Source organism: Bradyrhizobium sp. cf659 (assembly GCF_900113725.1).
GTDB lineage: Bacteria > Pseudomonadota > Alphaproteobacteria > Rhizobiales > Xanthobacteraceae > Bradyrhizobium.
Window position 1 is genome coordinate 32,734 of sequence record NZ_FOQJ01000018.1, and the last position, 21,558, is coordinate 54,291.

General features: G+C 65.1%; 23 protein-coding genes. 13 read left to right on the forward strand and 10 right to left on the reverse strand.

The window, feature by feature from the left end:
• Positions 1 to 122 precede the first annotated feature (122 nt).
• On the forward strand, positions 123 to 695 hold the full coding sequence (locus tag BM118_RS38365; RefSeq protein ID WP_092192988.1) for a hypothetical protein: 573 nt from the start codon (positions 123 to 125) through the stop codon (positions 693 to 695).
• Between the two features lie 36 nt (positions 696 to 731).
• On the opposite strand, the gene BM118_RS38370 is transcribed toward BM118_RS38365, so the two are convergent.
• From BM118_RS38370 to BM118_RS38395, 5 genes are all read right to left on the reverse strand, one after another.
• Positions 732 to 2,597, reverse strand: coding sequence for an alkaline phosphatase family protein (locus BM118_RS38370; RefSeq protein WP_177235058.1), 1,866 nt, complete (start codon positions 2,595 to 2,597; stop codon positions 732 to 734).
• 1,075 nt (positions 2,598 to 3,672) lie between these two features.
• Positions 3,673 to 3,990 (reverse strand): response regulator transcription factor, encoded by a 318-nt coding sequence (locus tag BM118_RS38380; RefSeq protein ID WP_177235059.1) that lies wholly within the window; start codon positions 3,988 to 3,990, stop codon positions 3,673 to 3,675.
• A 52-nt stretch (positions 3,991 to 4,042) separates the two neighbouring features.
• Positions 4,043 to 5,266 (reverse strand): ABC transporter permease, encoded by a 1,224-nt coding sequence (locus BM118_RS38385; protein ID WP_092192994.1) that lies wholly within the window; start codon positions 5,264 to 5,266, stop codon positions 4,043 to 4,045.
• Positions 5,263 to 5,988, reverse strand: coding sequence for an ABC transporter ATP-binding protein (locus BM118_RS38390; protein ID WP_092192996.1), 726 nt, complete (start codon positions 5,986 to 5,988; stop codon positions 5,263 to 5,265). Before BM118_RS38390 ends, BM118_RS38385 begins: the two co-directional genes overlap by 4 nt.
• Entirely contained in the window at positions 5,985 to 7,415 is a 1,431-nt protein-coding gene (locus BM118_RS38395; RefSeq protein ID WP_092192998.1) for an efflux RND transporter periplasmic adaptor subunit, read from the reverse strand. The genes BM118_RS38390 and BM118_RS38395 overlap by 4 nt, the downstream gene beginning before the upstream one ends.
• Positions 7,416 to 8,015: 600 nt before the next feature.
• On the opposite strand from BM118_RS38395, the gene BM118_RS38400 reads away from it, so the two are divergent.
• The 7 genes from BM118_RS38400 (at position 8,016) to BM118_RS38430 (ending at position 11,669) form a co-directional block, all read left to right on the forward strand.
• Positions 8,016 to 8,675: a response regulator transcription factor gene (locus BM118_RS38400; RefSeq protein WP_092193000.1), complete on the forward strand. Its 660-nt coding sequence runs from the start codon at positions 8,016 to 8,018 to the stop codon at positions 8,673 to 8,675.
• Between the two features lie 166 nt (positions 8,676 to 8,841).
• Positions 8,842 to 9,243, forward strand: coding sequence for a curlin subunit CsgB (locus tag BM118_RS38405; RefSeq protein ID WP_177235060.1), 402 nt, complete (start codon positions 8,842 to 8,844; stop codon positions 9,241 to 9,243).
• A gap of 65 nt (positions 9,244 to 9,308) precedes the next feature.
• Positions 9,309 to 9,701 carry a curlin gene (locus BM118_RS38410; RefSeq protein ID WP_092193004.1) on the forward strand — a complete coding sequence of 131 codons (393 nt, stop codon included), beginning with the start codon at positions 9,309 to 9,311 and terminating at the stop codon, positions 9,699 to 9,701.
• 26 nt (positions 9,702 to 9,727) lie between these two features.
• Entirely contained in the window at positions 9,728 to 10,150 is a 423-nt protein-coding gene (locus BM118_RS38415; RefSeq protein WP_244550335.1) for a curlin, read from the forward strand.
• A 65-nt stretch (positions 10,151 to 10,215) separates the two neighbouring features.
• Positions 10,216 to 10,656, forward strand: coding sequence for a curlin (locus BM118_RS38420; RefSeq protein WP_283806390.1), 441 nt, complete (start codon positions 10,216 to 10,218; stop codon positions 10,654 to 10,656).
• Between the two features lie 12 nt (positions 10,657 to 10,668).
• Entirely contained in the window at positions 10,669 to 10,950 is a 282-nt protein-coding gene (locus tag BM118_RS38425; protein ID WP_092193010.1) for a hypothetical protein, read from the forward strand.
• 260 nt (positions 10,951 to 11,210) lie between these two features.
• A complete protein-coding gene (locus tag BM118_RS38430) occupies positions 11,211 to 11,669 on the forward strand; it encodes a hypothetical protein (RefSeq protein ID WP_177235061.1) in 459 nt (152 codons plus the stop codon).
• 13 nt (positions 11,670 to 11,682) lie between these two features.
• Here BM118_RS38430 and BM118_RS38435 read toward each other — a convergent pair whose 3' ends face one another.
• The gene (locus BM118_RS38435) at positions 11,683 to 12,525 is read right to left on the reverse strand and encodes a GNAT family N-acetyltransferase (protein ID WP_092193012.1); all 843 of its coding nucleotides are present in this window, start codon (positions 12,523 to 12,525) and stop codon (positions 11,683 to 11,685) included.
• A 100-nt stretch (positions 12,526 to 12,625) separates the two neighbouring features.
• Here BM118_RS38435 and BM118_RS38440 point away from each other — a divergent pair, with 100 nt between their 5' ends.
• Positions 12,626 to 13,330, forward strand: a complete 705-nt coding sequence (locus BM118_RS38440; RefSeq protein ID WP_092193014.1) for an SDR family oxidoreductase — start codon at positions 12,626 to 12,628, stop codon at positions 13,328 to 13,330.
• Positions 13,331 to 13,602: 272 nt separating this feature from the next.
• Positions 13,603 to 14,427 carry an outer membrane protein gene (locus BM118_RS38445; RefSeq protein ID WP_092193016.1) on the forward strand — a complete coding sequence of 275 codons (825 nt, stop codon included), beginning with the start codon at positions 13,603 to 13,605 and terminating at the stop codon, positions 14,425 to 14,427.
• A gap of 71 nt (positions 14,428 to 14,498) precedes the next feature.
• Here the strand turns inward: BM118_RS38445 and BM118_RS38450 are convergent, their stop codons facing one another.
• Together BM118_RS38450 and BM118_RS38455 are read right to left on the reverse strand one after the other, a co-directional pair.
• A complete protein-coding gene (locus BM118_RS38450; protein WP_177235062.1) occupies positions 14,499 to 15,554 on the reverse strand; it encodes a serine hydrolase in 1,056 nt (351 codons plus the stop codon).
• Positions 15,555 to 15,778: 224 nt separating this feature from the next.
• A complete protein-coding gene (locus tag BM118_RS38455; protein ID WP_177235063.1) occupies positions 15,779 to 17,248 on the reverse strand; it encodes an outer membrane protein in 1,470 nt (489 codons plus the stop codon).
• Positions 17,249 to 17,488: 240 nt separating this feature from the next.
• Between BM118_RS38455 and BM118_RS38460 the strand changes: the two genes are divergently transcribed.
• The 3 genes from BM118_RS38460 to BM118_RS38470 all read left to right on the forward strand — a co-directional run bounded on the left by BM118_RS38460 (position 17,489) and on the right by BM118_RS38470 (position 19,419).
• The gene (locus tag BM118_RS38460) at positions 17,489 to 17,875 is read left to right on the forward strand and encodes an ArsR/SmtB family transcription factor (protein WP_177235068.1); all 387 of its coding nucleotides are present in this window, start codon (positions 17,489 to 17,491) and stop codon (positions 17,873 to 17,875) included.
• Positions 17,876 to 17,877: 2 nt separating this feature from the next.
• Positions 17,878 to 18,369 (forward strand): SRPBCC family protein, encoded by a 492-nt coding sequence (locus tag BM118_RS38465; RefSeq protein ID WP_092193024.1) that lies wholly within the window; start codon positions 17,878 to 17,880, stop codon positions 18,367 to 18,369.
• A 207-nt stretch (positions 18,370 to 18,576) separates the two neighbouring features.
• Positions 18,577 to 19,419, forward strand: coding sequence for a hypothetical protein (locus tag BM118_RS38470; RefSeq protein WP_092193025.1), 843 nt, complete (start codon positions 18,577 to 18,579; stop codon positions 19,417 to 19,419).
• Positions 19,420 to 19,422: 3 nt separating this feature from the next.
• Here BM118_RS38470 and BM118_RS38475 read toward each other — a convergent pair whose 3' ends face one another.
• Positions 19,423 to 20,634: an ABC transporter substrate-binding protein gene (locus BM118_RS38475; protein WP_092193026.1), complete on the reverse strand. Its 1,212-nt coding sequence runs from the start codon at positions 20,632 to 20,634 to the stop codon at positions 19,423 to 19,425.
• 46 nt (positions 20,635 to 20,680) lie between these two features.
• Positions 20,681 to 21,532 (reverse strand): fumarylacetoacetate hydrolase family protein, encoded by an 852-nt coding sequence (locus BM118_RS38480; protein ID WP_092193028.1) that lies wholly within the window; start codon positions 21,530 to 21,532, stop codon positions 20,681 to 20,683.
• Between the last annotated feature and the right edge of the window lie 26 nt (positions 21,533 to 21,558).

The window sequence follows — 21,558 nt, forward strand, 5'->3', positions numbered from 1 at the left end:
GTCCTCATAGCGACTAATCGGCAACCATTGAGAAAAGTCGCGATCCCCGTATCGAATCATTAACCACCCCTTTACGCCCGCATGAAAATGCTGGTCGATCAGAAGAAATCTGGAAGTGAACTATGTCTGCCGCTGCGCCTAAGTCTGTTGAGTCGCCGTCCCTCGAACCGTCCTGCCGCGATACCGCGGCTCATGCTCTCTCTATCGTGCGCGACGGCGTGATCACGGGCGAAGGCCCGACCACCAAGGGCCGGGTGCACTTTTCCCGTTCGCTCGATGCCGATGACACCGCCTGGTGCACGCGCATCCTGACCGCCACCGCCGTCAACGACCAGCCGGTCAGCCGCGCCGAAGCCGAGGCGCTGTTCGAGATCAACGAGGCCGCGACCGAGCGCAGCGATGGCGGCCGGTTCGACGACCTGCTTGCCAAGGCCGTGGCTCACTACGCCGCGAGCGCCTCGGGCCTGAAGGTGCCGCCGCGCAGCGTTGCGCTGTCGGCCGACACCGAGATCGAGAGCTGGGCGCCGTCCTATGCCTCCAAGGTCAACAGCGAGATGCTGGAGTGGATCGCCGGCCAGATGCGCGGCAAGCGCCAGAACAACCGTCGCCTGATGGCGATGGTGGCGACCTTCCTGGGCGCCACCGCGCTGCCTCTGGCGGGCCAATGGCCGAACGTGTTCGACATCGGCGTGTAGATTTGCGTCTCTTGAGAGCGCGAAGGAGCGGCGGGGTTATTTCCTCGCCGTTTTTTGTTTGCCGGTGTCCGGCTCGAGGCCGAGCGTGCGGCCCGGGAAGCCGGCGGCGTCGAAATAACGCTGGCTGCCGACGCGCTGGACGTTGAGCACGGTCTGAAGGCCGTTCTCGGACATCTTCGACTTCTCGACGCCCTTGAATGCCTTCGGCACGACGCCGTTGGGCAGGGCCTCCGACATCACGCGGCCGATCAGGCCGCCGTTGTGGGCGCCGCGCAGGCCCATCAGCTGGGCGGCGGTCATGCCGACGTCGGCATTGCTGACCGGGATCTCGTCGACATAGCCGGCTTTGAAGTCCGGACCGATCGCCGCCATGAAGTTCATGGTGTCGCCGCGGCTGAAGCTGCCATGCATGCCCTGGCCCTGGCGCAGCACGGTGTCGGCGACCTGCACCGAGCAGTTGGTCGGCGCCTCGCCGCAATCGCTGGCATAGGAGCGGAAGTTGACGACGATCGACGGCGTCGGCGTCGCCGCCTTGCCGCGCAGATTGATGCGCGACAGCGGCAGCGTGCCGGGGAAGCGGCCGAGCGAGTCGTCGACGAACAGGCCGGAGACGTAATCCTGCTCGAGCAGGGCCTTGATCGTCTTCACCGCCAGCTTCTTGTCCTTGCTGGGCAGGTAGACCAGGTCCGAGCCGCCATTGGTGGCGACGACGAGATCGGGCTTTTCCGGATCCTTGCCGAGCACGCCGTTGCCGGCCTTGGGATGTTTGTTGCCCTCGATCTTCGCGTTCTTGTCGTTGGGGTCGAACAGCGGCAGGTCGAGCGCCTTGGCAAGGTCGAGCGCCAAGAAGCCCATCGGCAGGAAGTCCTTCGGCGTGTCGTCATAGCTGACCTTGGCCGAGGGGCTGGTCTTGCTTTCCTTGGAGATGGTCGAGAAGCCGTGATCGGCGGAGACGATGATGTTGGTCGAGGCGGCGAGCCCGAGCTCGTCGAGCGCCTTGCGGAGCTGGGCGAGGTTGTTGTCGGCGTTCCTGATGCCGGCCATCGAGGTCGGCCCGTTGATGCCGGGCGAGATCTGGTTGAGGCTGTCGCCGGTGTTGTGCTGGCTGCCATCAGGATCGCGCGACCAGAACACCAGGACGAACGGCTTGTTGCGCGCCTTGAACATCGGCAGCACCACCTTGGCGGCGACGTCGGCGAAATAGGCCTGCTGCGCGACGTTGGCGACGGTGGTGCCGGGCGTCTTGGCATCGCCGGCCTTGCTGTTGTCGCCGCGCGGCGGCGTGGCGAGGGGCAGGCCGGCCTTGGTCAGCGCCGCCTTCACCTCGTCCGACAGCGCCACGCCGTTCTTGCCGCCGGTGGAGTCGTCGAACACGACCGAATGCAGGCCGGGCTTCTCGGGCTTGTCGGTGTGGTCGAACTGGTAGGTCGGGCCGACCTTGCCGATCGCCGCCGTGCTCAGCCCCTTGTCGCGGGCCATCTTCAGAATGGTCTCTTCGTTGAGATAGTCGCCCTTGAAATGCTCGTCGATGTCGCCGAGCACGGCGTCGTTCTCGATGAAGGGGACCACGGTGTCGCCGGCGGGCGTGGAGGTGTAGTTGGTCCAGATCGTGTTGGAGAACACGCCGGTGTCGCCGAGATAGTGGCCGGTCGACATCGCCGAGCCGTTGGCCATCGTGAAGGTCGGGAAGAGGGAGTGCGGGTTCTTGAAGTTGACGCCCTTGTCGCGAACCTCGGCCATCGCGGGGGTCGTCTCAGGGGTGACCTTCAGCGCGCGCAGCCCGTCGGGGATGAACAGGATGAGGTTGCGGGGGGTGTTGTTTTGGGCGGAGGCAAGTCCTGTGGAAAGTCCGGTGGACAGCACAGTCAGTCCGGCGGACAGCAACACCAGTGAACGGCGCATCAAATCTCTCCTAACGGTGAGGCGGCACGGCCGCGACCGCGGCCCTGCCATCGTTTAGTTTTGCTGCGTGACAGTTTTGTTACAAGACCTGTTGCCGATGCAAGAGGGCTGGGGGGGCGGCGGCAACACCCTCGGTGTCGTCCTGGCGAAAGCCAGGACCCATAGCCGCCGAACCGCGTTGTCGCGACCGCTGGGGGCCCCATCGCGCCAAGACCACGCTGACCCGGGGTAATGGGTCCTGGCTTTCGCCAGGACGACGTTGGAGAGGGGCGTGCGCAAACTGCATCAACCTCGTCATTGCGAGCGCAGCGAAGCAATCCAGAATCTTTCCGCAGTGACAGTATCCATCCCGTCATCCTGATGTGCGAGGCTTGCGATGCGGACGCTCGCAAGCCGAGCACCTCAGGGTGACGGTCACAGATCGGTGCTCGCAGCAACGCTGGCATTCGAGCAGACGCACTTCCGCATCCTCGCGGCGCGTTTCGCCCGAGTTTTGCTTTGTCGCCTCACCCTCATCAATGAAAGAGGGCGCAGGGAAGGCCGGGAGCCGGCTGGCTCCCATGGCCGCCTGTGCGCAAGATAGGCTGCGCTACAAAGCACAGGCGGAAAAACCACAGGGCAACCGGAGACATCCCGGCCTTCCCTGCGCGGATGGTTGGAACGGCTTATGTCGTGAGCTCCCCGGGGAGCGATGCACTATTGCCCCCGTCGCCGTGCGGATGACTGATGCGCGTACCCGGTCGGGCCGCAACATCACCGCAAGACTTGACGCACAGACCCCGGGCGCCAGGACCACACGATTTTGCCGTACGCAAGCTGCACCGGTCGTGTGCGCGACGCTTTTCGCTCACGGCTCTCCGCCCTGCGAAGCCTTCGCGCCAGTGAAGCCTGCGTCCACCGCTGCCCGGCCCGCGTGTCGTGACGATCGCGATACGCCCCTCTTCCTTGGGCCGGAGTGAATAATATCTAACAAAATTCCGAATTCGAATAAATAGAATTATTTCGATGCTGGTCGCTTGACCCCGGTCTTGGGTGTCTTGCCCGACGGGCTGCCAAGGGATTGTGGCCGGGGCGGTCATTCCGGCGCCGTCGGCACCCGCGGAGCCTGCGCGAGGGCCTGTGCCGGCTTGACGGCGGCCGGGTTGGCGGCGCTCCTGCTCCGATCGCGCCGCAGCGAAAGCGGGGCTGTCTTGAGCGCATAGATGATCGCGATCTGGGTCCGGTTCTGGAGGCGGTATTTGCGCATGATGTTGCCGATATGCGCCCGCACCGTGTTCTCCGAGATCTTGAGCTCGTAGGCGATGTTCTTGTTCTGCATGCCCCGCGCGATCAACATCATCAGCTCACGCTCACGCGGCGTCGGTGTAATCGAATCCTTCGGATCCGGGCTCATGACTGGCTCCTCCCTGGTCTTCTGGTTGATGCGGCCGCCCCCGGGCATCTTCTCACTCCGTCTTGAGCGCCTCGATCGGGCTGAGTCTGGACGCCTTGTGGGCGGGGTAGAAGCCGAAGATCAGGCCGGTCGCGATCGAGAAGACGAGGGCAAGGCCGATCGCCTCGCCGTCGATCGAGGTGATCCATCCGGCCATGCGGGCGACGGTCATCGAGAGCGTGATGCCGCCGGCAACGCCGATGGCGCCGCCGAGCAGGCAGAGGACGAGCGCCTCGCAGAGAAACTGGAGGCGGATGTCCCGCATCCGGCCGCCAAGCGCGCGGCGGATTCCGATCTCCCGCGTGCGCTCGGTGACCGAGACGATCATCACATTCATGATGCTGATGCCGCCGACGAGCAGCGAGACCGAGGCGATGGCGACGAGCAGGAGCGCCACGGTGCGGATCGCGCCCTGCTGCGCTTCCATGGCGGCGGCCGGATCCTGGACCTTGAAGTCGTCCTCCTGGCCGGCGGGGATACGGTGGCGCTGCCGCAGCAGGCTTTCGATCTCCGATCGCGCGCCCGCCATCTGACCGTCCGCGGCCACCTTGGCGATGATGTAGGCGACCGAATCCCGGTTGATGTTGCTCGCGCTGCCGAGGAAGCGCAGCTTGGCCGTGCTGAGCGGCACGAAGGCGACGTCGTCCTGCGCCGGGCCCTTGCGATCGAGCACGCCGACCACTTCGAGCGGGACCTTCATGATCCTGATCTGCGCGCCGATCGGATCGTCGCCCGGCGCGAACAGCTCGCGTGCGACCGTGCTGCCGAGGATCACGACCTTGCCGGCGCCGGCCTCTTCGGTGCCGGAGAAATAGCGTCCGGCCGCGAGCTGCCAGTCGCGCACCATGAAGTGACCCGTCGTCGTGCCGTTGATGGTCGTATTCCAGTTCTTGCTCTCGTGGATGACCTGCGCCGTTCCGGCGATCGAGCCGGCCGCGGCCTGGATCTCCGGAATCTGCTCGAGGATGGCCTGTACGTCGCTCTCGGTCATCGTCAGCTTGCTGCCGTCCTTGAGGCGCACGCCGCCCTGATAGACCGCGCCCGGCGTGATCATCAGCACGTTGGCGCCGATCGAGCGGATCTGCTCCTGGAGGCGAAGCTGTGCGCCGGACCCGATCGCAAACACCGTCACGATCGAGGCGACGCCGATCACGATGCCGAGCATGGTGAGGAAGCTGCGCAATGGATTGAGGCGCAGGGCGTGCAGGGCGATCTGAAAACCCTGGAGCATCGTCATGACACGGCGCTCCGTTTCGGCAGCAGCGGAACCAGCGTCTCGTCGCCGACGAGCTCGCCGTCGTGCAGGCGGATCGTGCGCCGGCACTGGGTCGCGATGCCGGGGTCATGCGTGATCATCACGATGGTCTGGCCGGTCCGGTTGAGCGCGGCGAACAGCGCCAGGATCTCGGCGCCGGTGCGGCTGTCGAGCGCGCCGGTCGGCTCGTCGGCGAGCACGATCAGCGGGGAGGCGATCAGTGCGCGCGCGATCGCGACGCGCTGCTGCTCGCCGCCCGAGAGCTGTCGCGGAAAGTGATGGGCCCGGTGCAGCATGCCGACGGCCTGAAGGCTCTGTTCGGCGCGCGCCAGGCGCGCCTTGCGGCTGACGCCGCAATAGACCAGCGGCAGTGCGACGTTCTCGATCGCATTGTGGCGCGCGAGCAGATTGTAGGACTGGAACACGAAGCCGATGCTGCGGGCGCGCAAGGACGACCGGCGATCTTCCGAGAGCTCGGCGACATTCGCTCCCTCGAGATGGACCTCGCCTTCGCTTGGCAGGTCGAGCAGCCCGATCATGTTCATCAGCGTCGACTTGCCGGAGCCCGACGGTCCCATCACGGCGACGATCTCTCCCTGCGCGATGTCGAAGCTGACGTTGCGCACCGCCGCCACCGCGACCCCGTCGGTGCGATAGGTCCTGGATACGGACCGGAGACTGATGAGGGGAAGGGGGGCGGTCATGATCCGAACCTGATTCCGAAAAACTCCATGCCCGCCGGCCGGATGGCCTGGCCGACGGCGACCTGGCTGCCTTCGACGAGGTCGCCGCTCTTGAGCGCGACCTGTTCGGTTCCGGCCGCGCCGACCGTCACCGCAATGCGCTGGAGCGAGCCGCCGGCAGTGCGCACCCACACGCCGCTGTGCGCGGTGGTCGGGTCCGGACGCGCGCCGGACGGCTGGAAACGCAGCGCGGCGAGCGGCACCTTCAGCACGTCGTCCTGCCGCTCGATCACGATCTTCACCAGGGCCGTCATGCCAGGCAGCAGCGCGCCGTCGAGATTGGAGGTCGACAGCACGACGGTGTAGGTGACGACGTGCTGCTGGTTCTGCGGCGCCTTGCGCACCTGCCGCACCACGGCCTCGAAGCGGCGGTCGGGGTAGGCATCCACCGTGAAATAGGCGCGCTGTCCGGAGGCGATGCGCCCGATATCGGCCTCGTCGACCTGGGCGTGAATCTCCATGTCTTCCAGGCGATGGGCGACCACGAAGGTGGTGCGCGACTCCAGCCCGACCGCGAGCGTCTGGCCCTCGTTGACGAACCTGCCGACGACGACGCCGTCGATCGGCGAGCGAATCACGGTGCGGTCGAGATCGGCCTGCGCCGCGGCGAGAACGGCCGCCTTCTCCGGCACCGCCATTCGGGCCTGTTGCAGCTCGGCTTCGATCCGGCGGACGTCGGCCTGCACGCCGTCCACGGAGTAGGCGTTGAGCGACATGAGGACCTCGGCCTCGCGCTCCTGGGCCAGACGTGCCGTGAACTCGGTCTGCGCGTCGTCGACCGTCGTCGTCGCCACCACGTTTTGCGACTGGAGCGCCAGCTTGCGCTGCAAGGTCTTCTGTGCCGAGCTCTTGACCGCCTGGGCGCTCTCGAGCTTGGCGGCGAGCACGTCGCGGCTGCCCTTGGCGTTCTGCAGGTCGATCCTGGCGCGATCGAGCTTGGCGCGCGCGATGTCGACCAGGGAATTGGAGACCGCCAGGGACGCCTTGGCTTCGTCGACCTTGGCCGCGAAGCTGCGCGGATCGATCAGGGCGAGCGGCTGGTCATTGCTGACGGTGTCGTTGAAGTCGACATAGACCCGGGCGAGCTGCCCCGACAGCTGGGAGCCGACCTCGATCGTCTTGACCGGCTGTAGCGCGCCGGTGACGGTGATCGTCTGCTCGATGCTGCCGCGCTGGATCGCGGCATAGCGGAACATTGGCGCATCCGACCCGAAGGCCGAAGCTTCGCGCCCGCCCGGCACGAGCAGCCGCTTCGTCGAGTCATAGGCGTGAGCCGCCGTGTCTGCCGCGCTTCCGGCGGCGCCCGCGACGACGGCCGGCTCCGCGGCGAAGACTGCGGCGAGGCCGCATGCAGTTCCGAGCAGGGCAATAATTGGCACAAATCGCATATCAAAAACCCGCCTGCTTGAAATGGCTTCGTTGCCGGCGCTGAGCGAGATCGCGCTATGGTTGCAAATTGTCGAAATCAATATCGATACGTCAGTATGTCGTCGCGACCGGGGCGACGGTCGGGCGCGCTGAACGATCCAGAAGTAAAATGCGCGGGCGCGACCTTTCGTGATTTGCGTGAATCGAATACCCGGCGTATGCCAGAGGTTGCGCGCGGTATCGAACTCGATAAGCTGGCTGAACGTCCCGTATGATCTGGCCGAGGCGGTCAGTCGCCGGCGTTCGCGTCAGCCCATGGGTAGTGACGCCATGACGCAGTCGGCGATATCGCGGCCAGGATGCCGGATTGCCGCATGCCCGATGCTGCATCTCGCCGCGATGCCGCCGGTGGCCGGACCGAATCCCCGCAATCACGAAGCCCGAAGTGTGAACGCCTTCACTCGTCTTCACGGAGTGTTGGCCCTAAGACGTCGTACCGGTGGATCGACGAGACTCGTTCGATCTGCGCGAATTCATCCGAGCGCCTTGATCTCGCTTGCAAGAAGAATGGATGGCTCGTTGCTTGCTCATCGAGTCCCAAGCCGGGGAGTCCGTTTGCCATGAGTTCAGGTCAAGCCACGGTTTACGTCGTTGACGACGAGGTTCAGATTCGAACTGCGATTGGAAGTCTCTGCGAGGAGACCGGACACCAGGTGAGATTGTTTGCCTCGACCGACGAGTTTCTGGCGGAGAGTCTTTCCGGCGGGCCTTCGTGCCTCGTACTCGACGTTCGCTTTCCCGGGACGTCGCCGACCGGTCTCGAGCTGCAGCGCCGGCTCGCCGAGACGGGCGTGTCCATTCCGATCATCTTCATCAGCGGCCACTCCGACGTCCGCGTCTCGGTCGAGGCGATGAAGCGCGGCGCGGTCGAATTCCTGCCAAAACCCTTTCGCGAGCAGGAGATCCTCGACGCGATCAGGCATGGCATCGAGCGCGACCGCAGGCGGATCGAGCGCGAAGATGCCGTGCGCGACGCCCGGCAGCGCATCGAGACGCTGACGGCGAGGGAGCGCGAGATCATGCTGCTGATGGCCGAGGGGCTCGTCGCCAAGCAGATCGCGGCGAGGCTTGGCGTGAGCGAAGTGACGGTGAAGGTCCATCGCGCCCGGATGATGCGAAAGCTGGAGCTGCGTTCGCCGATCGAGGTGGCGCGGCTGATCGACAGCATGGGACGCGAAGCGGAGACGACGCGCGCCGGCGCGGGACAGCCGCAAAACTGAGGTTGCGAGTGGCGACATGCCGCGCAACGTCTAGTCCGTACCGATTAGCATGAACTGCAGTCTGTCGCGCGGCACATGATCAGTTCAGAGTATTCCCACGATGTCAGTCGCATTCAGGACCGGCATCCGAACCCAGTCAAACAACTTGGCCCGAAAGGAATACTCCATGCGTAAATTGTTTTTTGCTTCCATTGCCGTGCTCGCCCTGTCCTCCGCGGCGCAGGCTGCCAACACCTCGACCACGGTGCAGGTCGGCCTCGTGAACGGCTCGAGCGTCACGCAGAACGGTCTCACCAATGACACTTCCTCGACCAGCCAGCTCGGCCTCGTGAACACTGCGTCCACGATGCAGGGAACCAGCTCTGCCTCGCTCAACAACGCCAGCACGGTCAACCAGATCGGCGTGCAGAACTCGGCCACCACCGGCCAGGTGGCGTTCGGCAACAACACCAGTGCGATCACGCAGAATTCGTTCGGACCCGCCGCGCTCCAGAACAACTCCGCCGGCGTCGGCCAGCTCAGCGTGTTCGGCGTCAACGGCAGCACCGTCTCGCAGACGGCGCACTGACCCACGTACCGTTCGGCCGGGCGCACCCAGTTGCGGTGCGTCCGGGCCATTCTGGAGGAAATGACATGCGGATCACCTATCTCGTTGCGATGGTCGCGGCGCTCGGTGCGCTGACTGCCGTCGATGCAGAGGCCGGCAACTCGGCGAGCGTGCTGCAGTTCGGCACGACCAACAACTCCTTCATCTCGCAGACGGGCTCAACCAGCAACAGCGCCACGACGTTGCAGTTCGGCGCGACCAATACGGCGACCACCTTGCAGACGGGCTCGCTGCTCACCGTGAACACCGCGGTGACCGGGCAGGGCGGCACCACCGCGACGGCGTCCAACACGGCGCTGACCGGCCAAATCGGCGGCGCCAATTCGAGCCTGATCGGCCAGATCGGCGCGAACAATGTGGCCGGCGTCGGGCAGCTCGGAATCCTGAACGGCTCGACGATTCTCCAGCAGACACCGTGAGCAATTCGGAAGTGGTGAGGCACGTCATGAAACGTCTCTTGAAACGTCTCTTGGGAAGCGCGAGTGCCGCAATGCTCGCTCTCGGCTGCGCCGGCGCCGGATCGGCCGGCGCCCAGACCGCCGACATCAAGACCATCGTGTCGGTCGGCGGACCGCCGGTCGTGCTGAACCAGAACAGTCAGCTCAACATGGCGGGCGTGTTCATGATCGGCGGCAGCACCAGTGCGACCGTCGTCCAGAATGGCACCAACAATGCCACGGGCGTCCTGCAATTCGGCGGGACGAATTCGGCCTCGATCGGGCAGGCCGGGACGAACAATTTCGTCTTCGTCGGCCAGACCGGCCAGTCGGCGACCAGTCTGGTGTCGCAGCTCGGCGCCATGAACACGGGCACGGTGGCGCAATTCAGCACGGTCAACAAGTCGACGATCGTCCAGACCGGTCCGTAAGGACGCGCGAACTCATCGGCGTCGGGAACCAGCGGGGAAGCGCGATGCGGTGCGGCAGAGAGGTCTTGAAGCGGGTTCTGGCCGCGGCGGCGTTGCTTGTCGCCGTCGGCATGGCGACGCCGGCGCCGGCCGGATCGGTCCAGCGCAGCGTGACCAACCGGAACGTGAGCATCGAGACGATCGTGCAATTCGGCAACGACGTTCAACCTGTTACGATCGAGGAGAACAGCCGCATCAATATCGCGCGGGTGATCCAGATCGGCGGAACGGGAACGGTGGATGCGACCATCATCCAGAACGGCACGCGCAACTATGCCAATGTGATCCAGGTGGGCGGCACCACCAACGCGGCGATCGGTCAGTCCGGCGTCAGCAACACCGCCGAAATCACCCAGATCGGCAATTCCACCAACGCGCTCCTGCTTCAGATCGGCGACATGAACTCGGGAGCGGTAAGGCAGTTCGGACGTTTCAACTGGCTGGCGATCTTTCAGTTCGGCCGATGATGGAGGTATGACATGAGATTGCTCCTGCTCGCATCCGGAATAGGATTCATGAGCGTGGTTGCGATGGCACCGGCCGGAGCCGGCGATGGCCATACCACGGTGGTCCAGGACGAAAACGGGACGGCGGCGATCACGCAAAGCGGCGATCCCGCGCAGGCCGAGGTCAGGATCGAGAAAGAGCCCGGGCGCACCACCGTGTACCGGCGCAGCGGCGGAAACACCGCGATCGTGACGCAGGGCACCGGAAATGCGCAGGACATGCTCGATTGGCTGCGCAAGCACCAGGGCCGCTGACGCACGAAGGCCCACCGTCCACCGGGAAGGTGGGCCGTCGTTCCGGACCCATTCGGCTGACATGATCTACTCATCATCAAGCGACACGCCGTGGGAACGAAGTGTCTGAAATCAGCACAGAATTCCGGGCGTTCTGCCGCACCGGGTTCCCCGTTAATCCCGTGTCTTAACCAATAATTAATTATACGTTTGCGGGTGGGCGACAGCCCGGCCTAGCCTGCGGTGGGGAGCCGCCGAAGCCAAACGAGTTGGTGCGTATCATGATGTCCAGATCACATGGCAGATCATTTGGGGCGCTGCTCGCCTCGCTCAGCGCAGCCGCGCTGCTCCTTTCGTCCAGCGACAGTTTTTCAAGGCCCGGCGGCGCCGCTCCGCATGGGTTCACTGCGGCGCCGCCGACTGCGGCAATGCGTCCGCCGATCGCGCCGGGTGCGCGGTTCCGCGGCCGCAACACGCCGTGGGTCTATTGGCCGGGCGGAGGCGGGTTCTTCTACGACAGTGCAGGCTATGGCCAGCCCTTCGCCGATGCCGGACCGCCGCTCTCCAACGACGTGCGCTACACCTACACCTATGACGTTCCCTGGGACTGGACGCATCGCTTCCCGCCCAACGTGGTGCCGTCGGACCGGCCCTATGTGCCGAGCTGCCCGACGGAGCAGGTGACGGTGCCCGGCCGTGGCGGCGGCGATCACACCGTCAACATCATGCGCTGCTACTGAGCGGCGCGTTGCGCTAACCCAGCTCGAAGCTGGTCACGCCGAAGACGCGGTCGAGCCGCAACGGCGGGATCGGCCCGGTGTACATTCGCGCCGTCTCGAACACCGGCTTGAGGCCGAGCTGTTCCGCGAGTGCGATGGCCTCGCGATTGACGGCGGGGAGATCGAGGAAGACTTCGCCGCCGTCCGCGCTCGCCAGCAAGGCCTGCACGACCGCTTCGGCCGCCGCGCGATCGTCGGCGACGAGCGGGCCGATCTTGCGACCGGTCCGGCACGGGCGGATCACGCCCCATGCGGCGAGCTTGCCGTCGCGCAGCAGCGCGCGGCCGACATGGCCTGATGTCTTGATCCAGGCGCGCAGGAAGGCACTGCGCTGCGCGGGAAAGACCGTGGCATCGTCGGCTTCAACGAGTGCGAACGGGATGGTGTCGAGCGCGACGACGTCGGCGGGTGACCCCGGTGGCGCGGCGACGGTGCCGCCATAGCGGATATTGGCGTAGGCAAGCTGGAAGCCGGACTTTCTGTAATTGTCCTGCTGCGCGACGACGCCGTCGAGGCCGATCACGCGGGGACGCGCATGCGCGATCGCCGCGTTCCAGATGCGCAGGCCGTGGCCGGAGCCGCGAAAACTTTCGCGCACGATGTAGAAGCCGAGAAAGGCGAAGCGGTCATCGTAATTGACGCAGGAGATGGTCGCGACCGGCTCGCCGCCGAGCTCGCCGACGAAGAAGCCTTGCGCGTCGGGGATCGCGAAACAGGCGGCATCGGACAGGCCCGGATTCCAGCCCTCGGCCGCGGCCCAGTCGATGGCGATGGAGATCTCCTCGGGGCGCAGATTGCGGATCTGCAAATCGCTCATGACGGATGCCTTCGACGGTGGACCTGCCGGCAAGTCTGGCGGTAGAAGGCCTCATGATAGGCCGGGCCCGCGGCTCGCCTCAAGACAGGGATGATCGGTCATGGCAGCAGAGAAAGTCGCACTCGTCACCGCCGGCGGCAGCGGCATGGGGGCAGGGGCCGCGCGGCGGCTTGCGGCCGACGGCTTTCGCGTCGCGATCCTGTCGTCCTCCGGCAAGGGCGAGGCGCTGGCGGCCGAACTCGGCGGGCTTGGCGTCACCGGTTCCAACAAGTCGAATGACGATCTGAAGCGTCTCGTCGACGACGCGATGGCGAAGTGGGGGCGCATCGACGTGCTCGTCAACAGTGCGGGCCATGGACCGCGCGCGCCGATCACGGAGATTACCGACGAGCAGTGGCACACCGGCCTCGATACGTATCTGCTCAACGTGATCCGGCCGACGCGGCTGGTGACGCCGGTGATGCAGGCGCAGAAGAGCGGCGCCATCATCAACATCTCGACCGCCTGGGCATTCGAGCCGAGCGCGATGTTTCCGACCTCGGCGGTGTTCCGCGCAGGCCTTGCCGCCTTCACCAAGATCTTCACCGACACCCATGCCGCCGACAACATCCGCATGAACAACGTGCTGCCGGGCTGGATCGACAGCCTGCCGCAGCTGGATGCGCGCCGCGACAGCGTGCCGATGAAGCGCTACGGCAAGGTCGAGGAGATCGCGGCGACGATCTCGTTCCTGGCGTCCGACGGCGCAGCCTACATCACCGGCCAGAACATCCGTGTGGACGGCGGGCTGACGCGCTCGGTCTGACGCCGGCGGATTCGCATCACGTTCGCGCGGACCTTGTCGTGATGCGACACGGCCGCGCGCTGCGCGCCGCCGATGAAGGATGTGGCGTGGCTCACGGGCCACACTCCTCATCCGTTCGCACGACGTGGGGCGCACACTACGTCACAGTCTCTATGAACTTCGCCGCAGCCCAAGACGGAACGAGGCCGGCAGCCTATGCCCGATCTGCGCCGGATGCCTCCCGCCCGCGCGCATTTGAAACGCGAGCTGATCGCGTGGGCAAGGAGACTGGAATGAAGAAGTTTTTGCTGGCGGTCGCTTCGGTTGTTTTGGGCACTGCATCCGTGCAGGCGGCCGACCTCGCGGCGCATTACACCAAGGCACCGATGATGGCGGCGGCCTACAACTGGACCGGATTTTACGTCGGCGGCAATGTCGGCGGGCAGTGGGGCAGCGCGAACCCGGCTACCACGACGCTGTTTCCGGTGGCCACGTATTTCGCGAACTCAAGCGTGGATGCCATCGCGGCGGTCGGCGCCCAGCACATCAACAGCTCCGGCGTGACCGGAGGCTTCACCGCCGGCTACAACTGGCAGGTCAACAACGCAGTGCTCGGCCTCGAAGGCGACATCAATTATTTCGGCTTCAAGGGCAGTGCGACCGGCTCGGCGTTTTATCCCTGCTGCGCGCCGACCGGCTTTACCGTGTCGTCGTCGGTCTCGGCCGACTGGCTCGCCACCATCCGCGGCCGCATCGGCTTCCTCGCAACGCCGAGCTGGCTGCTTTATGCCACCGGCGGCGCGGCGATCGCCGAGGTCAAGGGCAACTTCACCTTTACCGATACTTTTGCGGGCGCGACCGAGTCCGGATCGATCCGCGACACCCGCGTCGGCTGGACCGCCGGCCTCGGCGGCGAATACGCGGTGGGCAATGGCTGGTCGCTCAAGGCCGAATACCTCTACGTCGATCTCGGTCGCAGCAGCATGACCAGCAACAATCTGAATATCGGTTTGGCGTTGGCAGCCCAGACCTTCACCCACTCCGTCGATCTCAAGTCGAACATCGTGCGCGTCGGCGTGAACTACAAGTTCGGCGGACCGGTCGTCGCCAGATACTGAGATTCATCCCGTTCCGAATCTGGTGCGGAAAGCCCCGGCTCAGCCGGGGCTTTCCGTTTCGAGAGCCGGGTTCAATGCGAGGCCACGAGCTTCGCCAGCGCCGGCAGGATCCTGTAGCGCGCGATCTCGTGCGGATATTCGCCGCGATTGGCCAGCAGCACGATGCCGATCCGCCGCGACGGCACGAGGCCGATATAGCCGGAGGCATTGTTGAGGCCGCCCGGCTTGTCGACAACGGTGGCCTCGGGAAGATGCACCGTCTCCCAGGCCATGCCTTGCCCGAATTTCTCGTCGACGCGGAAGGCCTCGTGCTGCGTCATCCGCAATGCCTCGCGCAAGTGCGGATCGACCGAGCGGCCATCGACGCAGGCCGCAACGAAGGTCGAAAGATCCCGCGGCGAAGAGAACACCTGGCCGGTGCCGGGAAAGTCGAAATAGCTCTGCTGGTTGCCGGGCGGGCCGATCGCGATGCCCTGATCCGAATAGCCCTGGACGACCCGCTGCATCCACGCAGCATCCATGACGGCGCGGTTGTCCTCGCCGCGTTCGGGCACCGAGGTCGCGGTCATGCCCAGCGGCTTGAAGATGCGCTGTTCGAACTGGGTTGCGATCGGCGCGCCGTAACAGCGTTCGAGCACGAGCTGGAGCAGCACATAGCCGGCATGGCTGTAGATGCGCTGCCTGCCGGGCGCTTCGCCAGTCCGCGGTCTCCATGTGTTGAGCATCTCGATGAACTGCGCGCGCGAGAATTGCTCGTTGGGCCAGGGCGGATGGTCGGTCGGCAGCAGCAGTCCCGACGTGTGCGTGACGAGCTCGCCGACGGTGACGCGGCGGATGGTGTCGCCGGTGAGCTCGGGCAGGTATTTCGGCAGGGGATCGTCGAGCCGCAACTCGCCGCGAAGCGTGCCGAGCGCGACCAGCGCCGCCTCGAACGGTTTGCGCAGCGAGCCGAGGTTGAACAACGTGTCCGATGTCACCGGCCGTCGCGTTGCGTCGTCGGCAAAGCCGTAGTTGAAAAACTCGACATGGCGGCCGGCATAGAGTGCGGCGGCGAGGCCGCCCGGTTGGTCCGGCGTCGCGGTCGGCGCCAGCTCGTTGGCGACGATGTCGCGCATCTGCGCGATCATGTCGGAATCCGCGGCCGCCTCGCGCGGCCTGATGAGGCCGATTGCGAGTGGAAGCAGGGCCGCCTTGGCGAAGCCACGCCGGCTGATCGAAAGAGGTCGTGAGGTGACAAGTAGGGGCACGCGCTTGATGAACAGATTGCCGACGCCCCCGGCGGCAGTCGTACCTGCAAACCGCGTCCCGCCTCAATTCACAATCGCGCGTTGGAAGTTCCGCGGCGGACCTTCTAGCCGCCGCCGAGCTTGTAGTTCACGCCGACGCGAATGACGTCGTTGCGCACGGTGGATTGGGCCCCCATGGTCGGGAAACCGGGATCGGGCGTCGCGAACGTGTGGTTGATGTTGCCGAGATCGAAATGGAGATATTCGATCTTCCCGGTCCAGTTGCCGAACAGCCAGGCCTCGATGCCGCCGCCTGCGACCCAGCCGCCCTTGGTCTGCTTGAAGGCCGAGGTGTAGACGGCCGCGCCGGAGAACACGTCGGTCTCCTCGACCTCGGCCCATGCGCCGCCCGCCGTGACGAACAGCAGATAGCCGCGGTCGGCATAGCCGAGCCGGCCGCGCACGGTCGCGAGCCAGTTGAAGCGCTGCGACACCGTCTCGATGGGACCGCCGGCCGTGAAGCAGCTCATGGCGCAGGCGGTGTCCTTCTGGCCGCTCCATTGCGCATCGCCTTCGACGCCGAGCACGACATGGCCGGTCTGCCAGTTGTAGCCGAGCTGCCCGCCGGCGAGCGCGCCCTGCGGCGACACCTTCTGCGGCGCGAAGGAGGAGATGTAATGGGTAAGCTCGCCGGCAAGCGGAGGCGCGGCCGGGTCGAAATACTTGAATTCCCGGAACGAGGTGTTGCCGACGCCGTAGCCGCCGTTGAGACCGCCATAGACGCCGGTCCAGCGCCACGCATTGGCGGCCGGATCGACCGGCACGGGAGCCATGCTTTGCGTATTCCACAGCCGGTAGTTCAGTCCGACACGGATGATGTTGTCGGTGACGTGGCTGTTCACGGTGTTCGTCTCGTCGAAGGGCAAGAGGCCGCCGGTCGTGGCAATGCGCGTCGTCGTGGTCGTCGGCCTGAAGTCGAGATGCAGATACTCGACCTTCAAAGTCCAGTTCTGCCACAACCGTCCCTCGATGCCGCCGCCGAACGCCCATCCGGCGACGGTGTTCCTCACCGTGGACGAGGCGACAGAGTCGTCGAACTGGAGCGTCGCCGTTTCGCGCACGCCGGCCCAGGCGCCGCCACCGGTGACGTAAAGCAGGTAACCTGCATTGGCGAGGCCCAGCCGGGCGCGTGCGGTCGCAAACCATTCGAGCTCGTGATGGACGCGCGCGGCGCCGATTTCGGCATTGTAGTTCTGGATGCACTCGAAGCCGCCGCAGCCTGGGTCGCGCTGGCCGGTCCATTGGGCGTCGCCCTCGAGCCCCAGTACCCAGCGTCCGGCCTGCCAATTGTATCCGAGCTGACCGCCGAACACGCCGCCGGTCGGCAGCACCCTGCCTGACGCCTGCTGCTCGCGGCCGGGCGGAATGCCTGCGAGAGACTGGTCAAACGTGTCGCGGCCAAAGCTGTAGCCGGCGTTGACGCCGCCATAGAGGCCACTCCAGCTCCAGGGATCGGGCGGCGGCGCCTTGTACTTGACGGGAAGGTCGGCAGCCGATGCGCCGAACGCCGACGCTGCCAGGATCGCTGCTCCCAAGCCAATCCGGTTCAATCGCATTGCCATTCCAAATCGGGCTGAAAATGAATCGAAAATGGTCCTGTGTCATTTCAGCACAAGGACCTGCTTTTCGGCTGTAACCCGGCCGCCACAATCGCAGGTATTTCAGCCGGCGGGCCTGCACCGCGGGGCCTCGCTGACACCGGCGGGGCGGGCATCACTTAGCCAATAAGCTAACAATTGTTGACGTCGATCCGGGTGCCGGCTATAGTTAGCTACATGGCTAACCAATTGTCCCGACTTGACCAGGTTTTTTCCGCGCTCGCCGATCCGACACGGCGGGCGATCGTGATGCGGCTCTGCGTGGGCGAAGCATCCGTCGGCGAGCTCGCAGATCCCTTCGACATGGCGCTGCCGAGCTTCATGAAACACATCCACGTGCTGGAGACGAGCGGGCTCGTTTTGTCGGAGAAGTCCGGCCGCGTGCGCACGTGCCGCCTCAGCCCGGACGCGCTTCTCGGTGCCGAAGACTGGTTCCAGCAGCAGCGCGCGATCTGGGAGGCGCGGCTCGACCGGTTCGAGGCCTACGTGATGCAGCTCAAGAAAGAGAAGGAGAGGGCGGCCGCCAAGCGGCCGTCCCGCACAACCAAACGGAAAGGTGCCTGACGATGACGAATTCTGCCAACCCCGCCTTGTCGCAATGGTCGCTCGACCGTGAGATCGTGATGTCGCGCGTGATCGACGCGCCGCGCGAGCTGGTGTTCGAGGCCTGGTCCGACCCCAAGCATCTGCCGCAATGGTTCGGGCCGAAGGGTTTCAAGGTCGAGACCTTCGAGATCGACGTGCGGGTCGGCGGCGTCTGGCGCTTCAACATGATCGGCCCCGACGGCACGGTCTATCCGAACCGCATGCGCTTCCGCCGTATCGAGCGGCCGTCCTTGATGGAGATGGATCACGGCACCGACCAGGACGACGATCCCGGCATGTTTCGCTTCACCGTCACGTTCGCCGAGCAGAGCAACGGCAAGACCGTGCTGATGATGCGGCAACTGGCCTCGAGCACGGAGCAGCGCGACGGCATGATCGGGTTTGGCGCGGTCGAATACGGCTACCAGACGCTCGACAAGCTGGCGGCTTATGTGGGCGGGATGAAGAAATAAGCTCCTCGCATCATTCCGGGGGCGCCTCAAAAAGGCGGCTCCGGAATGGGTGTAGAAAATTGGTGGAGGGCAGATCGCCTTCGCGAATATGACATCGCATAGCGCAATTATGACAGTGCCATAACGCAGATTTTTGTCGCCCCCAACGACGGATTTATGACAGAATTGCTACCGCTGAATGTCAGATCGATTACGGCGGAGCGATTCATGTTGCAGTGGCAGGCGCGGTCAAATCCCCTCGCGTGGTGGTGGGGGTCGCTCACGCTCGTCAGCAGCGCCAACATCCTCGTCTGGTTCATGCTGTATCGCGAGTTCTACCCGACGGTTGCGGGCAGCGTCGGCGGCGGCTCCGACATCGGGCTGATGTTCCTGCTCTGCGCCGGCTACGTGTTCGGCTGCGCCTTCCGCTCGTTCCTGCCGCGCGCCGACGTGCAGCGCATCTGCCTGTTCGACACCTGGCTGTCGAGCGTCGTCGTCGGCCGTTCGGTCGCGACCGTGGCCGAGGTCTGCTTTGCCGCGCAATGGGCCATCATCCTGTATCAGCTAGGTCACATGACGGGTGCGGAGACCGCGGTGAACATCGCGCTCGTGATTGTGCCTATCATCATCATCGCGGAGTGTTTCTCCTGGTACGCGGTGGTGACGACCAACTTCCTCTACAACGCGATCGAGAATTCGCTGTGGGCAGTCACCTTCTTCCTCGCCGGCATCGCTTTGTGCCGGCTGATGCCGGAATTCCAAGGCGTGGTGCGCTGGGCGCTGATCGCCGGCATCGTCGGCATCGCCTGCTTCCTCGCGTTCCTGGTCACGGTGGACGTGCCGATGTATCTCAGCCGCTGGCGGGCAGGGCATGCCGAGGGCGGCAGGTTCCTGGGCTTCCTCGAAGGCCTGCATGACGTCTCGACGCGCTGGGTGGTGACCCACGACATCGCGCACTGGAAGGGCGAGCTGACCTGGATGTTCCTGTATTTCAGCGCGGCGGTGTGGTCGAGCCTGGCGCTCTGCGCGCTCTACGCCATGGAAGGCTATCTGACGCGTTATCTGGCCTGAGCGTTACTTGCCGACCAGGCTGCACTTGCTGCGGTCGAGCGGGCGGAAGGCCTGGTCGGGCGGGATCGTCGCGACCAGCTTGACGAAATCCCACGGGCCTTTTGACTCTTCCGGCGTCTTGACCTGGACCAGATAGAGATCGTGCACCATGCGCTGGTCATCGCGGATGCGGCCGTTGGTGGTGTAGGCATCCGACACCGGCGTCGCCTTCATCTTGGCCATCACGATCGCGCTGTCGTCCGAGTCGGTGTCCTTGATGGCCTGCAGATAGTGGCGTACGGCGGAATAGACCCCTGCCTGGATCTGCGAGGGCATCGCCTTGCGGCGCGCATGGAACGCATCGGAAAATTTCCGCGCCGCCGGCGAGACGTCCTCGAAGAACGAGGTCACGATAAGGTCGCCGCGCGTCGCCTTCAGGCCGACCGCTTCGATGTCGACATTCTGGAACGACATCGGCACGATCTTCATGCCCTGCGCGGCGAGCCCGAATTCTTCGGCCTGCTTGATCGCGGTGGCGTTGTCGCCGGCGACGTTGATTGCGAGAATCTTTGCACCCGAGGACTGCGCCTGCAGCAGGAACGAGCTGTAGTCGGGCGTGCCGAGCTGGGCTTTCACGCTGCCGGCAACCTTGCCGCCGAGCTCGGTGATGCGGGCGCGCGCGGTCGCCTCGATCGAATGGCCGAAGGCGTAGTCGCCGGTGATGAAGAACCACGGCTCCTTGCTGGTCTGCATGATGCCGGAGACCACGGCAGTCGCGGTGGAGTAGGCGTCTTGGGTCCATTGCACGCTGGTTGGCGCGCAGGCCTCATCGGTGAGCTGGTTGGCGCCTGCGCCGGAGACGAGGAAGATCCTGCCGTTGCCGCGCACCAGCTCCTGCACCGCGAGCGCCGCGCCCGAGCTGCCACCGTCCGCGATCGCCTGCACGCCGTCGCTGAACCACTTTCGCGCGAGTGAGGCTGCGAGGTCCGGCTTGTTCTGGTGGTCCGCCTGCAGGATCTCGACGGGCTTGCCATTGATCTTGCCGCCGAACTCCTCCGCAGCCATGCGCGCTGCCTCGGCCGAGCCCGGGCCCATGGCAGTGGCGAAAATCCCGTTCATGTCGGTGAGGACGCCGATCCGGATGGCTTCGCCCTTGATTTCGGCGCGCGCGGCGGTGCCTGCGAGCGCCAGCATGATCAGCAGGATGGCGGTGGAGGTCGTGCGGTGAATGGCCATGGCGTTTCCTGATTTGTTATCGTTTTGATTTGATCGAAGGCAGAGGTCACTCCGCCTCGGCGATGACCTTGTTGCGCAAGGTTCCGATGCCGGAGATCTCGACCTCGACGGTGTCGCCGGGGCGCATCCACAAAGGCGGCGTGCGCTTTGCGCCGACGCCGCCGGGCGTGCCCGTGACGATGACGTCGCCGGGGACCAGCGGGCAGATTGTCGAGATGTAGGCGATCAGCCCGGGGATGGCGGTGATCAGGAGATCGGTGGTGGTGTCCTGTACCACCGTGCCGTTGAGCCGGGTCCGCAAGGTCAACCTTGACGGATCGGGGATCTCGTCCGCCGTCACCAGCCACGGGCCGAAGCTGCCGCTCTCTGCAAAGGTCTTGCCGGAAAGGAACTGGCTGGTGTGGCGCTGCCAGTCGCGGATGCTGCCTTCGTTGTAGCAGGAATAGCCGGCAATGTGGTCGAGCGCGCGGTGCGCGGGGATGTGGCGGCCTTCCTTGCCGATGACGAGCGCAAGCTCACCCTCATAGTCGAAATCGTCGCTGACTTTTGGCTTCACGATCGGCTGGAGATGGCCAACCTGGCTACAGGGAAAGCGCACGAACAGCGCCGGCTTCTCGGTAACGGTACGGCCGGTTTCGGCGACATGGTCGCGATAGTTCAGGCCGACGCAGATGATCTTGCCCGGATCAGGGATGACGGGTGCGAAGCTGATCTTGTCGAGGGCATGATCGGGCGTCATGGAGGCGACGAGCTTTGCCGCCTCGGCAACGCGATCGGCTTCGAGCAGCTGCCTCAGTGTCCTGAGGCCTGCCATGCGCGCGCCGAGATCGACCACGTCGTTGTCCTTGATGGCCCCGAAGGAGGCGCGACCGTCGGCGATGAAAGAGAGCAGCTTCATGAGATATCCTTGGAAAGCGGGTTCGG